The sequence below is a fragment of the Bdellovibrio sp. genome (assembly GCF_047637665.1).
Taxonomy (GTDB): domain Bacteria; phylum Bdellovibrionota; class Bdellovibrionia; order Bdellovibrionales; family Bdellovibrionaceae; genus Bdellovibrio.
On sequence record NZ_JBLJBT010000035.1, the window covers coordinates 1 to 15,250 of the forward strand.

Consider the following 15,250-nt stretch of genomic DNA (forward strand, 5'->3'; position numbering starts at 1 on the left):
ATTGAGTCTTGGAAAGGCGTTTAAGAATATCAGTATGGCCAAGATCTTTAAATCCAGCCTCTTTGATACTTGTCTTTGATAGAGGGGCTGTTGCCAAAGCTTGAATTTTTTTATCCAGGCAACCCATGGCGCTGAGTTCGACCCACTTTGCTGGAGACAGGTCGGAAGCAATGTCGATAAGGTACGGGCCCTTGATTTTAAGAGCCTCTTCCAGCGAATCCACGGTGATTCGAGGCCACTTTTTGTCTATCAGAGCAAGATACTTTTTAGAGGCCCCCTCAGAGCGCCACAAAAGAATTTGAACATTCTTTTGTGGCCCTATTTTATAAAGAGCCTTGGCGGCGACCTCAAAGCCGATCCCATCGATGTCCCCTGTTGTAAGGGCGATCCTCATGTTACTCATTGATTCTTACGAAAGACTCATCCCGCTTGCTTTGAAGCCAGGCTTTGAGTTGTCGCTTAAAGCTTGCTTCAAGAAGTTGAGCTTTGATGCGCTCTTTTGCTTTTTCAAACTTAGGATCTGCAGTCAGCTTCTTTCCTGTGAGCTTCACGATGTGAAAACCCATGCGCGACTTAACCACGGGAGTGGTTTCGCCAACCTTGAGGTTTGAAATGGCTTCTTCGATCTCAGGAAGAAATTCTCCCGACTTAAATGTTCCAAGACTTCCGCCAGCAGAAAAATTTGGATCCTCACTGAATTGTTGCGCAAGCGTTTCGAAGTTATCTCCGCCGCGAAGTTTTCCCAGAACTGTCTCTGCTCTTTTAATGGCGGCCTCGGCCCCACCCTTTTTGGGATTAAAGAAGATGTGTGATACGCCGAACTCATCAATAGACGGCCGGCTGTTGGGGCTGGTCTTTAGATATTCATTCAAAGCGTCTTCGTCGGAAATACGCAATTTAGAAATGATCTCAGCATCCATCAACGAGCGCTTTTCAATACTGTCTTTAAGAAAGGCTTTGTATTCTTCCGCTGTAAGGCCCTGGCCTTTGATAATATTTAAAAGCTCGGCCTCGCTGACATTGTTTCTTTTGGCCATGTCTTTGATTTCAGAGTCAACGCGGTCATTGGTTACTACGAGGTTAAGTCTTTTCACTTCAGATTGAAGCAGCTTTTCGTTAATCAAATAATCCAACTGAGCCTTGCGATTTCCCTTAAGAATAGAGCTGGGCTTATCAAAAAGCAGGGACTCATCAATCAATCCGGGCTTTCCAATCCTTTTTTCAAGTTCTTTAAAATCAGATTCCAGAACGAGTTCGCTATTTACGATAGCCACGGTTTTTTCCACAATCTCTGCATGGGTGGGAGCCGCGACGAGCAAGGAAAAGAGGATATTAATCATTTGCGCCTCGTGTATCTACTTTAATAGAGTTCATTAACTCATAGTCCTTTAAGACTTTACTACTTCTCAGCTGAGCATCAAGCCAAGCGACGTATTCTGCCTGCTCGCGTTGAGCTTTGAGGGCCCTGATGATCTGCGACTTAACTTCCTCAAGGGGAAGTGTCGTTGCGGGAGCCTTTTTTTCGACCCGAATAAGATGAATTCCGAAGGGACTCTTAATCGTTTGTAATCCCGATCCGGCGGAAAAAAGAGGATCAAAATAGTCCACGGATCCTTTTTCAATCCACCCCACAACTCCGCCATTTTTTCCCTCGGGAGTGATGGAGTATTTTTTGGCTAGTTCTGCAAAGTTTTCGGTTTTTAGATCGACCTTGATGGCGTCTGCTTTGGCGTCTTCATCGACCACGATCTGTTGAATATAGATACGTTCTTTTCGTTTGAAACGATCCTTATGGTCTTCGTAATATCGTTTGATCGCCTCTTCTGTGGGGGGCTTGATCTTTTCATTGAGCTTTTTGAATACTTCTTTTTCAACCAAGGAATAGCGAAGCTCCTCCCGCCATTCTGAGAACGAGAGATTTTCTTGGGCCAAAGAGCGACGGAAGGAAAGATCGTCGGGATAGTTTGCACGAAGGGCGTCGACCTCTTTGTCTAACATGGTTTCGGAAATAACGATGCTTTGAGCGCGGGCCCAATCCAAGGTCAGACTCTTCACCAGAAAGTCCCTTAAGATCTCTTCTTTAACGCGATGAATGTTGTTGGGATCTTTGGCGGCCAAGGCATCGAAGTTTCGCAAACGACGAGCTAACTGATTGGCAAACTGCTTGGAGGTCAGAACGTGATCGTTGACCTTCTCAACGGGTTTCGTTGAAAGCTTTTGATAACTCGAAGGACATCCCGCCAGACCCAAGGTCATAAAACATAAAAACGCCAGAAGACTGTTTTTGTGGGTTGGGGTTTTCGACTGACCGCTCAAAATAAAAAGCCCCGTCAAAGCGGGGCTCTTTAGAAATTTCATAGAAAGGTTTCCTTATTTAAGGGCACTCTTATTTTCTTTAATAGAGTATGACTTCTTCAGTTTGTCGAAGTAGTCATTGAAAAGCTGTTTTCTTTTTTCATCGAAAACAGCCGCTCTGATTTGACGCTTGTTTGCGTTTTCAAAGCTTCTACGTCCAGTGAGTTTAATGATGTGGAAGCCGAATTGAGATTCGATGAGCCCCTTGATTTCACCGACCTTCATAGACGCTGCCGCTTCATAATAACCGGGAACGAGAGTTACGCGTGATTGCCAACCAATGTCGCCACCAGCTTGCTTAGAAAGAGCGTCGTCAGAGTAAAGCTTCACAAGCTCTTCAAAAGGTCTTTTGCTGGATTTAACTTCTTCAAAAATTTCAGAAGCACGTTTCTTTGCTTCCGCAATTTGTTGTGGATTTGCACCGGGCTTGAACTCAATCAAAATGTGGCTGGTGCGAAGCTCAGGGTTCTTTGCGTACCAAGCTTGCATTTCTTTTTCTGAAACTTGGATCTTTTGAATTTGCGGACCCAGTTCTTTTTCAAGCAAGGCTTTGTACATCTCTTGATTGAGGCGCTCAAGAACGACAGGATCTTTTTGGAGACCACGCTTTTCAGCCTCTTGGAGGCCGACTTCGTAACGGATCAAGTCCTCAAGGAAAAGTTCCTTGGTGGGTGGGTTGATGGTTTGCGACTTAACTTCGTTGTACTTTTTATTGAAGTCTTCAAGAGTAATAGATTTTTTGCCTACTTGAGCCACGATCTCCGTGGATTTTTGTGCAAAAGAGGTCGCAGAGATGAGCAACAAGATGCTGATTAAAAGTTTCATACTTTAAAAGTCCCTTTAAAAAGTTGAATACACGTCACCTAAAAACGCTAGCACTAGGCATCATTATCCGCAATGAATTTAAGAGCTTGCTGTCTCGCGTGATGTAAAAGGGCTTCTAACTCTAGAGCAAGGTCTGGGTTTCGTGGATCAGCGTCTCGGGATACGGGAGCCAGTGGTCCCTCCCAGTAGATGATCACTTTTGCGAAAGGCTTTGGAAGAAAAGTTTTATTCCAAGATCTTGGAAAGTGAATTGCACGATCGCATGCGACTCCGGCTGCATAAATCGGACCCGAAATCATGCGCGACAACTCAAAGACCCCTGGCTTCACTTTGTGCAACGGACCCTTTGGGCCATCAACTGCAAAGCTGCAATTTCCCCCGTCTTTTACTAAACGCAAAAGACCTTTAAGCGCTTGCACGCCTCCGCGCGTGGAAGAGCCGCGACTGGTTTTTGCCCCAAGCCATTTGAGCACCTTGGCCATAAGCTCTCCATCTTTGGATTGAGAGGCAATGGTGGCAATTCGATAGCGTTTGACGATCGATAAAAGAGCCAATTCATCGCCATGCCAGTGTGCGAGCACGACGGGGTTTTGATTTTCCAGAGAATTTTTAAGAGAATCAGGTTCGATAATCCGAACCCTCCATGTCCATGAAAGGGTTCGGTAGAAAACAAATACAATAATCGGAAGAAAGTACTTTCTAAACACGATTAATGGTGAAGGGCTTTCTTAAACTCTTCAGTAAGTTTAGGAAGAATTTCCATAGCGTCACCAACGATGCCGTAGGTCGCTTTTTGGAAAATAGGAGCATTCGGATCGTTGTTAATAGCAACAATGACCTTGGAGCCGCTCATGCCAGCCAAGTGCTGAATAGCTCCAGAGATGCCCACTGCGATATACAAGCTTGGAGCTACTGTTTTTCCAGTTTGTCCTACTTGCATGCCATGGCTCACCCAGCCCGCATCAACCACCGCGCGTGAAGCGCCGACAGTTGCACCCAAAACATCCGCAAGATCATTAAGAAGCTTAAAGTTCGCCGCCTCTTTTAGACCACGACCTCCGCCCACGATGATGTTTGCTTCAGTTAAATCCAACTTTTCACTAGCACCCTTCACAACCTCTTTAATAAGAGTTTTAAGGTCTGGTTTTACAGCAGACTGCTCAACCACAGTGGCATTCTTGGAGGTGTCCGCCACTGCAACAGGAAGTTGATTGGCGCGCATCAAAACGATTTTTAAAGAAGTGTTTTCAAAGTTAGCCTTTGCGAAGCACTTTCCAGAATACATTGGTTTTGTTGCTGTGACGGAGTCACCAGAGATAGTAAGCTCTGTGCAATCACTGGCTACGCCAGCGCCCAAGCGGGCTGCCACGCGAGGAAACAGGTCCTTTCCTGTGGAAGAAGCTGAAGCCAAAATGATGGAAGGCTGAACTTTTTCAACAAGAGCGGCTACGTTCGCAGTGAACAACTCTGGATTGTAGGCATCCAAGGCTGCGTCTTTAACGACATGAACTTCGCTCGCGCCATTGTGTCCAGCTGCTGCCGCGACGTCTCCAGCGTGGGTTCCGAAAACAGCCGCAACGACTGTGTTTCCAGATTTTGCAGCGGCCTGAAGAAGTTCCATAGAGCTGCGCTTAAGCTTTCCGTTTGTTTGTTCGGCGAAAACTAGTATTTTTCCCATGATCACTCCCTATAGAACTTTCGCTTCGTCGCGAAGAAGTTTAACCAACTCACTGGCCTGAGCAGAAGAATCACCAGCAATCATTTTGACAGGTGGTTTTTCAGCAGGAAGAGAGAAATTTGAGTGTTTTACCTTGATATCCGAAGCCGGAATGTTCAAAGAGGAGAATTCAACTTCTTTGATGACCTTTTTCTTGGCTTTCATGATGCCAGGAAGACTTGCATAGCGAGGCATATTGAGACCTTTATTGGCAGCCACAACCGCCGGAGTCATCATTTGCACCACTTCTTTAGCTCCGCCCTCAACATCGCGCTCAACAACCACGTTTTCGCCGTTATAAGCAAACTTAGAAACAACGGTTGTGTGGGGAACGTTTAAGAACTCCGCCATCATTTGGCTGACAGAAGAAGCATTGTCGTCAATAGCCAGCTTACCAGAGAAAATAACTTTGGCTCCGCCTTCGGCCTTAATGACTTCCGCCAAGGCTTTCGCCGTGGAGTAGTTGTCTAGATTTTCAGCATTTACAACAATCGCCTCATCCGCGCCCATCGCAAGAGCTGTGCGCAAAGATTCAACAACACGAGTTTTTGGACCAACACTCAAAACCCAAACCTGGGATCCCGCGTTTGCGTCACGAAGCTTGACCGCTTCTTCCACTGCATATTCATCGTAAGGATTTAAAACCCACTTGATTCCCGCGGCGTCGATGCCGTTTTGGTCGGGAGTGATTTTAATCTTTGTCTCGGTGTCAGGCACCTGCTTGATACACACAAAAATCTTCATGTTTTTACCCCGTTTTTAGAGGCCCAGTTCTATCGCAAGTCCAGGAAAGGCAAAACTAAATTCCATATTTAACGTGTCGCGATACATGACGGGTATCATGGACAACTTAGTACCCCCAGGAGTAACTTAGTTGGATACTTATTGAGAAAATACACACCAACAAAACAAGGGGTTCTACACCATGTCTGGATTTCTCGGTTCAACCGTCGGGAAAAAGTATCTTATGGGAATTTCGGGTCTCATTTGGGCGGGGTTTGTTCTCGCCCATATGGCCGGCAATCTTTTAATCTTCGTAAGTCATGACGCCTACAATTCGTATGGGCATGCGCTAACTAGTGGCAATATTATATATGTCGCAGAAGCCGTGCTGGTGTTGGCGCTTCTTACGCATATCTACACGGCAGTGAGTTTAACGATTCACAACCGCGGAGCAAAACAGCAAGCTTATGCGGCTCCAGCTAAAGGGGCAAAAAAAGTTTCCTTGGCGTCGCGAACAATGGCGGCGCAGGGTGCTCTGGTTCTTGTTTTCATTATCCTTCACATCATCACCTTTAAGTACGGAGTTTACTATGAAACGACCGTGAATGGTGTTGTGATGCGCGACCTTGCTAAGCTGATGGCGGAAGTCTTCCAAAGCCCCGCTTATGTTGGCTGGTATGTTGTGTGCTTGATCCTTCTTGGCTTTCACCTCAGCCATGGCGTGGGCTCCTCGTTTCAATCTCTGGGATTGATGGAAGGAACTTATCGCCAGCTTTGGAAAAAGCTGAGCTGTGCATATGCGGCAATCGTGGCCTTAGGCTTTATCGCTCAACCTCTTTACCTCTTTTTCTTTGCTCACTAAGGAGAAATAAAATGGCTAATAAACTTGATAGCAAAATTCCTAGTGGACCCATTGAAAGCAAATGGAAAAACACTAAATTTGGATACAAGCTTGTCAATCCCGCGAACAAACGTAAACACTCTGTGATCGTTGTTGGTGCGGGTCTTGCGGGGGCGTCTGCCGCCGCTTCGTTGGGTGAACTTGGATATAAAGTAAAGGTGTTCTGCCAACATGAATCTCCTCGTCGCGCGCACTCTGTGGCCGCTCAAGGAGGTATTAATGCCGCGAAAAACTATCAAAATGACGGTGACTCTGTTTATCGTCTTTTCTATGACACAGTAAAGGGCGGAGACTTCCGCGCTCGCGAGGCCAACGTCTATCGTTTGGCAGAAGTGTCTGCGAACATCATCGACCAAATGGTTGCGCAAGGTGTTCCTTTTGCTCGTGAGTACGGCGGAACTTTAGCGAACCGTTCTTTCGGTGGCGCGCAGGTGTCACGTACTTTCTATGCTCGTGGTCAAACGGGACAACAGCTTCTTTTGGGTGCGTACTCTGAGATGATGAGACAGGTTGATGCCGGGAACGTTGAGCTTCGTTATCGTCGCGAAATGTTGGATCTTGTCATCGTCGATGGTAAAGCTCGTGGTATTATCGTGAGAAATCTTTTGACGGGTGAAATTGAGTCTCACGAGGCGGATGCGGTTGTTTTGGCGACGGGCGGATATTCCAACGTCTTTTTCCTTTCCACAAACGCGATGAATTGTTCTGCAACGGCGGCCTGGAGAGCTCACAAGCGTGGTGCCTACTTCGCGAACCCTTGCTATACGCAGATTCATCCCACCTGCATTCCTGTTCACGGTGAGAACCAATCAAAACTGACATTGATGTCTGAGTCTTTGCGTAACGATGGTCGCGTTTGGGTTCCTAAGGCAGTGGGTGATAAACGTCATCCGAACGAAATCCCTGAGAGTGAGCGCGATTATTATCTTGAGCGCGTGTACCCGTCTTTTGGTAACTTGGCTCCTCGAGACGTGGCTTCTCGTCAGGCGAAATATCGTTGTGATGAAGGTCGTGGCGTGAATGAAACTGGTAAAGCAGTTTATTTGGATTTTGCCGATGCCATCAAGCGTTTGGGAGAAGACAAGATCTCTGAGCGTTATGGCAACCTGTTTGAAATGTATGACAAAATCACCGGAGACAATCCGTACAAAATGCCGATGAGAATCTATCCGGCTCCTCACTACACGATGGGCGGCTTGTGGGTTGACTACAACCTAGAGTCGACAGTTCCGGGCTTGTTTGTTGCGGGCGAAGCGAACTTCTCTGATCACGGAGCCAATCGTTTGGGCGCTTCGGCGTTGATGCAAGGTTTGGCCGACGGTTATTTTGTTCTTCCCTACACTATCGGCAACTACTTGGGCGGTACGAAGCTTGAGAAAGTTTCTACTTCCAATGACGCCTTTAAAGCTGCCGAAGACAGCGTTAAAAACGACGTTTCAAAACTAATGGGCATCAAGGGCAGCCGTACGGTGGATAGCTTCCATAAAGAGCTTGGTCATATCATGTGGGAATACTGTGGTATGGGACGTAATGAACAAGGTCTTAAGAAGGCTCTTGAGCTGATTCCTAAGCTGAGAGAAGAGTTCTGGCACAACGTGCGCCTTCCTGGTGACGCCAACTACTTAAACGTGGAGCTTGAAAAAGCCGGTCGTGTTGCAGACTTCCTTGAGCTTGGTGAGTTGATGTGTCGCGACGCTTTGGAGCGTAAAGAATCTTGCGGCGGTCACTTCCGTGAAGAGTATCAAGTCGATGGCGAAGCGAAGCGTGATGATGAAAAGTTCTGTCACGTTGCTGCGTGGGAATACACAGGTGAAAACAAAGCGGAAGTTCGTCACCAAGAAGAACTGACTTTTGAAAACGTACATTTAGCAACTCGTAGCTATAAATAAGAGGCGTAAAATGGCAGGAAAACATATCAATTTGACTTTGAAGGTTTGGAGACAAAAAGGCCCTAAAGATCAGGGTGGATTTGTTGAATATCATGCGAAGAACGTCTCTGAAGACGCCTCTTTTCTTGAAATGCTTGATGCGGTTAATGAAGAACTCGTTTCAAAAGGTGACGAGCCGATCGCATTTGACCACGACTGCCGCGAGGGCATCTGTGGAGCGTGCGGATTTGTTATCGACGGTGAAGCTCATGGCCGCCTGAAATCAACTACAGTGTGCCAGTTGCACATGAGAAACTTTAAAGATGGTGAAGTTCTGACGTTGGAGCCATTCCGCGCTCAAGCATTCCCTGTGATTAAAGATTTGATGGTGAACCGCTCGGCCTTTGATCGCATCATTTCTGCGGGTGGATACATTTCTGCCAACACGGGAAATGCTGTCGACGCCAATGCGGTTTTGATTCCTAAGGCCGACGCGGATGAAGCGATGTCTTCAGCGACTTGTATTGGTTGCGGTGCTTGTGTGGCCGCTTGTAAAAATGCTTCTGCCGCTTTATTCACATCGGCGAAGATTTCTCACATGGCTTTGCTGCCGCAGGGACAAGTGGAAAGAAAAGAGCGTGCGATTCGCATGGTCGCAGCGATGGATGCTGAGGGCTTTGGCTCTTGCACAACCACGGGAGCTTGTGAGGCAGCTTGTCCTAAAGACATTCAGCTGACAAACATCTCTCGCATGAATCGTGAATTTTTTGTTGCTAGCGCAACCAAACGTCCCAAGCACAAAGACGGCGGCGCAGGCTAAGAGAGATTTATTCTTAAAAACGCCGTATTTAAAGGGCCCGATGAGGGCCCTTTTTGTTTTCTAAAAACAGAGAGATCTTAGGTGCTTAGTAGTAGTGCTGCGATGTGTTTGTAACTTTTTTTCGTCGGCCTTAACCTTTAAACTCTGCGTTGTCGGTCTGTCTCAATGAGAGACATCTTTAGATATTTCACACCTCTGAATTTCCCCTCAAGCTTCATCATCAAACTTCCGAAACTAGACCAAGGATTGGCTTATGAAGAAGATTGATCAGTTAATGGCAGAATTAGGATTTAACAAAAATGCTCCAGACAGCGTGAAGGAGGCCTTTGTTAAGCATCTTATCAAAGCGTCAACCGGAGTGAATGTGATGACTCCTTCTGAGAAACGGGAGATCGCTGAAAATCCCCAAAGAATTGTGCAATTCAAAACTCCTCAGCAATTGAGTTTTGAATTTGCTGAAGAGCCACCTCGCCCATCGTCTGGAAAAAAAGCAGTGTCTTAGTCTCGATTCCTAGAGAGAGGTCGTGATTTCTTCACGACCTTTGTAGAGACTCCTCAGGACCTTGAACCAAAAATAACAGCTTTCCCTCGCAAATCTAAAAATTGATAACCAGCTCACCTTCACATTGGTACCATTTTGGAACTAGCACGTTTGAGGAAATATTATATTCCTCGTCCGTTCGAAATCACCCAATGAAGGAGGGGATTATATGAAAAGGCTTATTGGAAGAGCCTCCAAGGCGGCCATGGTTGGCTTGTTTGTCACTGGAGCGACGGCATTTGCAAATACACCCGAAGCGGTTCCTGGCGAATTCATTGTAAAACTCAAAGACTCTGTATCTGCAAAATCCTCAATCAATGTTTTAAGTGCAGAACTGGGTTCTTACATCAAAGACACCATTCCTGGGCAAAATATCGTTGTAATCAAGCGCCCTGTTTTTGAAATTCAAGCAAACGTTGTGAAGTCTCTCTCTGAAAATCCTTTGGTGGATATCGTAGAGCCGAACTATATCTACAGAATCAACCGTACTCCGAATGATCCTATGTTGGGGCAATTGTGGGGTCTGAAAAATAGCGGACAGCAAGATTCTCAACGTCGTGCCGGCATCGCGGGAATCGATGTTGGTGCGGAACAAGCATGGGACATCACAACAGGATCTAAAGATGTGATTGTCGCTGTAATCGATACAGGTATTGATTACAATCATCCTGATTTGAAGGACAATCTTTGGACTAACCAGGCCGAGCTTAATGGTAAGCCGGGCGTTGATGACGATGGTAACGGAATCGTCGATGACATTTACGGTGCAAGCTTTGTAGATGCTGCGAAACCCACCGGCAACCCTCTTGATGATCATGGTCACGGATCACACTGCTCTGGCACAATCGGCGCCACAGGAAATGATGGCAAAGGCATTGTGGGTGTTGCTTGGAACGTGCGTCTGATGGGCGTTAAGTTCCTCTCTGCGAGTGGCTCTGGTTCGTTGGATGGCGCCTTAAAAGGTATCGACTATGCCACTCAAATGGGTGCGAAAATCATGTCGAACTCTTGGGGTGGCGGTGGCTACTCTGAAACTTTAAAACAAGCGATCGAAAGAGCGAACACAGCGGGCGCTTTGTTTGTTGCGGCTGCCGGGAATGAATCAAACAACAATGATGCAAACCCCACCTACCCTGCAACCTACGATGTTCCTAACGTACTGTCTGTTGCGGCTGTCGACAACAGAGGCCAAATCGCTTCGTTCTCAAACTACGGAAGAAACAAAGTTCATGTTGGCGCTCCGGGCGTAAACATCTACTCTTCTGTTAAGGGCGGCGGCTATGATTCTTGGTCGGGAACATCCATGGCGACGCCTCATGTGTCAGGCATCGCGGTTCTGTTGGCTTCCAATGAGCCGAACCTGACGAATGTTGAAATGAAAGAAAGAATCATGGCAACGGCAAAACCGATTGCAGGTCTTCGTGGCAAAGTGAAGACAGGCATGGTGAATGCCTACACAATGCTGACAAACACTCAGCCAGCTCCAGATCCCAACGATCCTGTAAACTGGCAATCAGTGAGCGTGAGCGTTTCTTCGGCGCATCCCTATAAAGAGAAAGCAAAGGAAGAGTACGAAGTTCGCGTTCCTGGCGCGAAACAAATTGCTCTTTACTTCTCAAAGTTTGATACCGAGAGAGACTACGACAAAGTGGAGCTCTTCGATGCGAAAGGTACTAAAGTTGCAACGATGAGTGGTAAGAACGACGACTCTTTCTCGACACCTATTGACGGAGAGTACGTGAAAATTGTTTTCACGTCAGATGATTCTGTGAACCGTTATGGTTTCGATATCACAAAAGCGGCTTGGAAGTAGTTCCTCGTCGGCAACAAGGTTTTTCGAAAGCCACCCTCGTTTGGGGTGGCTTTTTTTTCGCGACCGCTTTAAGACTCGACCTTGGCGTCTTCAAGAAACTTTTCTATTTTTAAATTTGTATAGTCGGGAAAATCAAGCTGGGTGCAATGAGATCCATATGGAACCAAGACAAACTCAGAGTGTTTAATCTTTTCTTTGAAGTGATATTGAAACCGAATCGGCGTCACCATGTCCTTTTCCCCGGAAATAATTAGCGCCGGCACCTGAATCTTCTCTAGAACGGGCTCCCCGTCATACTCCATCAAAACTTCGAACATCGTCAAAAAAACTTCGAGATTGAGTCGCGCCACTCCTCGCATATAGACTTCGATATCCTTGAAGTGAGTGACTTTAAGATTGAAGCCGCCGGCCAACGCCGCAAGATACATTGACATGGGATTATCAACAGCTAATTTCCACAGAGTATTCCACAAGTCTGGTTGGCTTTCGTATTGTGATTTTACGAAGTAGAAGAAGGGCTCAATCACATCAAGACCAAACATGCCTTTGATCGGATTCTTTGCGAAGCCGTTAATAAAAGTCATAGAGAAGAACACGTGAGGATTTTCGTCGTAGACCTTCAGAATGATGGGGGCACCGAAACTGTGCCCGGCAAAATGGGCTTTTTTGATTTTGAGGTGGGCCATCAATCCGAGAATATCTTTGGAAAGAGCTTCCATGGAAATTTGATTCATGTCCATGATGGGATTGCTTTTCTGGTGGCCACGTAAATCAAACGTGATGACCTGATATTTTTTTGAGAAGTATTCTGTCTGATGATGCCAGTGATTGATAATACAGGCGATTCCATAAACCAGAATTAGAGGCTCGCCCTCACCCCGAACTTCATAATAGATGGGAGTTCCGTCAAAACTTTCAAAGCTGCCTGTCGTTTTGGGAGTTGTTTCCATGATAACCTTCTTACAGATAAGTGACTTTAATGAGGGTGTTTCCCACAGAAATCAAGTCACCATCTTTAAGCATTTCGGCATCTATGGACTTATTGTTAAGAGTTACGCGCCCGAGCGCCTTGATTTTGATCTCCACCATCCCTGGGCCTGGATGAAGCTCAAAGGCCTCTTTGGGAGCCTCCTCGTCCAAAAGCTCGATATCCAAAGAGTCGGCCCCTGCGTGGCGAGGCCCATAACCTAAAATAATTTCCTCATCAGTCTGGATACCCTGAATAAAACTCAGCTTTAGCGCGGGACTGAAGCTTTGCAAAACACGGGAGGAAAAGTTTTGGGGCACCTCAAGATCTTGCAGCCGTTCTTTGATAATGCTGCGCCAGGTTATGAGGCGGCTGAAGTCGATGGCGGCCTCTTCTTCCACCGTGACGACCTGAAACTGGGTTCGCCCAACCTCGAAGATAACCCCTGATAATAAGGCCACTTTTTTCACACGGCGTCCGGCAATATGCAGTCCATTGGAGGAATCCAGATCGACCAAAACAAACTGACCTTTTCCATCAATAGCAAATTGGGCGTGGGTGCTTGAGACCTTGGGATCTTTAATAATGATGTCGGCTTTGGAGCGGCCTAGCGTTAACCCCTCTTCGACTTTAAAGCGGGAGCCTTCGTTGGGACCGTCCACAATCTCAATAAAAGTGACCATTTACACATTCTAAGGCTGGTTTCTTGGGTATTCAAATGCCTAATCCTTGTGCTTGGGCCTAAGCCGTGCTAAACCCGTTAAACATTTTAAAAGTCATCCTTGCTCCCACTCAACTATGGTGGGGGCTATAAACCGAAAGGATAGTTTACATGGAACTTTCTAAAACGACTGCAAAGAAGCCATACGAAGTTGTGGTTCTTATGCACCCAGATGCAACTGTTGAAGATCAAAAAGAGCTCTTCAAAAAGAATAAAGCGACGATCGAATCTTATAAAGGTTCTATCAACTCTTTGGAAACTTGGGGCAAGAGAACTTTGGCAACTCCTATTGGCAAACTAAAAAAAGCTGTCTACTTCCACTCTACGTTTGAAGCAGACACTCAAGCTATTGCAGAGCTTGAAAGAACTATGCGTATCAACGACAAAGTTCTTCGCTTTATGCACACTCGTCTTGATGAGCGTGTTACTTTGGGCAAATTCATGGAAGGCTTCAAAAAAGGTCTTGCTGAGTCTGCAGCTCGTGAAAAAGAGCGCGAAGCAAAAATGGCTGCTCGTAAAGCCGCTTTTGCTGCAGCAAAAGCTGAGCGTTCTGATCGTTACGACAAAGGCGAATAGTTAAAAGAGCGTAATCCATGAAGAAGACCGCGACCGCGCAGAAGTTCATCACAATTTCATCACTCTCGATTTTGTTGTCGATGTTAACTGTAGTTCTGGGAGCGCCTCTTCTTCGTGTCTTACGTAAAGCCTATGGTCCCCGCGCCTTTTGGATTTTGGGACTATTGGCAACAGGAGCAGCGTGGCTCCTCAACGCACAACCTTTAGCACTTTTCTTGGGCTCGATTTGGATGACTTTAGGGGCCTATATGGAAATGGAGCAAAGAGGATTTGGGTGGTGGATCTCTGGGCTTTTGAGTGTCGCACTAGGTTCCTTGGCCGCAGGCCTGGGCCTTTTTGGGGCTTTTCGGAAGAACGGAATAAACACGTATGCGGAAGTCCAAAGATTGGCGGAACAGTTTTCTCAACGAGTTCAAGATATGAACCCGGTTGTGAAGTTGGATCCGGCGATTTTGGTTCAGCAGATCCCCTCGGCTATCGTCATTGTTTTAGTGTTGGCGTTAGGTTTGGGGCTGATTTTTGAGAGAAGGGTTTTTTCATGGCTCAATTTGCCCCGTGAGAAAATTGCCTCTCAGCTCAAGTTGTTAGAATATCGCGTTCCAGATTATGTAATTTGGGTTGCGATGATCGCCTTCCTTCTAACAATGGTGAGTTTTGGCGGTAAGGCCATTGCCATCCTCGCAGTAAATATAGTGAACGTAGTTATCGTTCTTTATTTCTTTCAAGGGCTGGCGGTGTTGGAGGTATTTCTGAACTCAATTAGAGCCGGTGTGTTCATGAGAGTTCTGACGTACATAATCTTGGTCGGCCAATTATTGCTTCTTTTGAGCATCGTTGGTTTGATCGACTACTGGGTTGATTTTAGAGGTCGTATTCGCAAGATACCGACGACTGAAAACAACTAGGGAAACATACATGGAGATCACATGAAAGTTATTCTTCAAAAAGACGTTAAGGATGTAGGTCGTGTTGGTGAGTTAGTGAACGTTTCAGAAGGTTTCGCAAGAAACTTCTTGTTCCCTCGCAAATTGGCTGCTGAAGCAACTGAAAAACGCGTAAAAGAGTACGAACACTTGAAGCGTGTAGCGGAAGCAAAAAAGAAAAAAGCGATGGCTGAACGCCAAGAGCTTTTGAACAAAATCAACGGCACAACTGTGACATTCAAATTGGCTGCCGGTGAGACCGACAAACTTTTTGGTACTGTAACAACTACAGATATCTCTAAAGAGTTGCAAAAAATGGGTCACTCTGTGGATCGTCGTGACATCCACCTGGAAGAGCCTATTAAGGTTTTGGGTCAGCACAAAGCGATCGTACGCTACTCTGAAGGCTTGGAAGCTAAAATCCAAATCTCTGTTGAGCGCGCATAATCTGCTAAAGCTCACGAAAAAGAGAAGATTTCTCAAAGGGACCCCAAAAGGGT

The 15,250-nt window shown here is 46.3% G+C and carries 17 protein-coding genes; 8 read left to right on the plus strand and 9 right to left on the minus strand.

Annotated elements, in window-relative coordinates:
* The 7 genes from ACM64D_RS11915 to ACM64D_RS11945 form a co-directional block, all read right to left on the minus strand.
* Nucleotides 1–403, minus strand: a 403-nt coding sequence (locus ACM64D_RS11915) for a 4-hydroxythreonine-4-phosphate dehydrogenase PdxA (RefSeq protein WP_415063447.1), incomplete at its 3' end; no start/stop codon positions are given.
* The gene (locus ACM64D_RS11920; protein ID WP_415063448.1) at nt 396–1,340 is read right to left on the minus strand and encodes a peptidylprolyl isomerase; all 945 of its coding nucleotides are present in this window, start codon (nt 1,338–1,340) and stop codon (nt 396–398) included. The genes ACM64D_RS11915 and ACM64D_RS11920, both read right to left, overlap by 8 nt.
* Nucleotides 1,333–2,358, minus strand: coding sequence for a peptidyl-prolyl cis-trans isomerase (locus tag ACM64D_RS11925; RefSeq protein WP_415063449.1), 1,026 nt, complete (start codon nt 2,356–2,358; stop codon nt 1,333–1,335). The genes ACM64D_RS11920 and ACM64D_RS11925 overlap by 8 nt, the downstream gene beginning before the upstream one ends.
* A gap of 12 nt (nt 2,359–2,370) precedes the next feature.
* Nucleotides 2,371–3,180: a peptidylprolyl isomerase gene (locus ACM64D_RS11930; protein WP_415063450.1), complete on the minus strand. Its 810-nt coding sequence runs from the start codon at nt 3,178–3,180 to the stop codon at nt 2,371–2,373.
* Nucleotides 3,181–3,233: 53 nt separating this feature from the next.
* Nucleotides 3,234–3,761: a lysophospholipid acyltransferase family protein gene (locus tag ACM64D_RS11935; protein WP_415063451.1), complete on the minus strand. Its 528-nt coding sequence runs from the start codon at nt 3,759–3,761 to the stop codon at nt 3,234–3,236.
* A gap of 128 nt (nt 3,762–3,889) precedes the next feature.
* The gene (locus tag ACM64D_RS11940) at nt 3,890–4,858 is read right to left on the minus strand and encodes an electron transfer flavoprotein subunit alpha/FixB family protein (RefSeq protein WP_415063452.1); all 969 of its coding nucleotides are present in this window, start codon (nt 4,856–4,858) and stop codon (nt 3,890–3,892) included.
* Nucleotides 4,859–4,867: 9 nt separating this feature from the next.
* Entirely contained in the window at nt 4,868–5,641 is a 774-nt protein-coding gene (locus tag ACM64D_RS11945) for an electron transfer flavoprotein subunit beta/FixA family protein (RefSeq protein ID WP_415063453.1), read from the minus strand.
* A 181-nt stretch (nt 5,642–5,822) separates the two neighbouring features.
* Between ACM64D_RS11945 and ACM64D_RS11950 the strand changes: the two genes are divergently transcribed.
* The 5 genes from ACM64D_RS11950 (at nt 5,823) to ACM64D_RS11970 (ending at nt 11,563) form a co-directional block, all read left to right on the plus strand.
* Entirely contained in the window at nt 5,823–6,482 is a 660-nt protein-coding gene (locus ACM64D_RS11950; protein ID WP_415063454.1) for a succinate dehydrogenase cytochrome b subunit, read from the plus strand.
* 11 nt (nt 6,483–6,493) lie between these two features.
* On the plus strand, nt 6,494–8,410 hold the full coding sequence (locus ACM64D_RS11955) for a fumarate reductase/succinate dehydrogenase flavoprotein subunit (RefSeq protein WP_415063455.1): 1,917 nt from the start codon (nt 6,494–6,496) through the stop codon (nt 8,408–8,410).
* 10 nt (nt 8,411–8,420) lie between these two features.
* Entirely contained in the window at nt 8,421–9,209 is a 789-nt protein-coding gene (locus ACM64D_RS11960; protein WP_415063456.1) for a succinate dehydrogenase/fumarate reductase iron-sulfur subunit, read from the plus strand.
* Nucleotides 9,210–9,462: 253 nt separating this feature from the next.
* A complete protein-coding gene (locus ACM64D_RS11965; RefSeq protein ID WP_415063457.1) occupies nt 9,463–9,711 on the plus strand; it encodes a hypothetical protein in 249 nt (82 codons plus the stop codon).
* Nucleotides 9,712–9,919: 208 nt separating this feature from the next.
* A complete protein-coding gene (locus ACM64D_RS11970; protein ID WP_415063458.1) occupies nt 9,920–11,563 on the plus strand; it encodes a S8 family serine peptidase in 1,644 nt (547 codons plus the stop codon).
* Between the two features lie 68 nt (nt 11,564–11,631).
* Here the strand turns inward: ACM64D_RS11970 and ACM64D_RS11975 are convergent, their stop codons facing one another.
* Both ACM64D_RS11975 and ACM64D_RS11980 read right to left on the minus strand, forming a co-directional pair.
* Nucleotides 11,632–12,513, minus strand: a complete 882-nt coding sequence (locus ACM64D_RS11975) for an alpha/beta fold hydrolase (protein ID WP_415063459.1) — start codon at nt 12,511–12,513, stop codon at nt 11,632–11,634.
* Between the two features lie 10 nt (nt 12,514–12,523).
* Nucleotides 12,524–13,213 (minus strand): FHA domain-containing protein, encoded by a 690-nt coding sequence (locus ACM64D_RS11980; protein WP_415063460.1) that lies wholly within the window; start codon nt 13,211–13,213, stop codon nt 12,524–12,526.
* Nucleotides 13,214–13,362: 149 nt separating this feature from the next.
* Here ACM64D_RS11980 and rpsF point away from each other — a divergent pair, with 149 nt between their 5' ends.
* Genes rpsF through rplI form a run of 3 tightly spaced genes read left to right on the plus strand, consistent with a single transcriptional unit; the run spans nt 13,363 to nt 15,197 of the window.
* Nucleotides 13,363–13,827: a 30S ribosomal protein S6 gene (rpsF, locus tag ACM64D_RS11985; protein ID WP_415063461.1), complete on the plus strand. Its 465-nt coding sequence runs from the start codon at nt 13,363–13,365 to the stop codon at nt 13,825–13,827.
* 17 nt (nt 13,828–13,844) lie between these two features.
* Nucleotides 13,845–14,732, plus strand: coding sequence for a DUF2232 domain-containing protein (locus ACM64D_RS11990; protein ID WP_415063462.1), 888 nt, complete (start codon nt 13,845–13,847; stop codon nt 14,730–14,732).
* Between the two features lie 21 nt (nt 14,733–14,753).
* Nucleotides 14,754–15,197 carry a 50S ribosomal protein L9 gene (gene rplI, locus ACM64D_RS11995; RefSeq protein ID WP_415063463.1) on the plus strand — a complete coding sequence of 148 codons (444 nt, stop codon included), beginning with the start codon at nt 14,754–14,756 and terminating at the stop codon, nt 15,195–15,197.
* Nucleotides 15,198–15,250 lie beyond the last annotated feature (53 nt).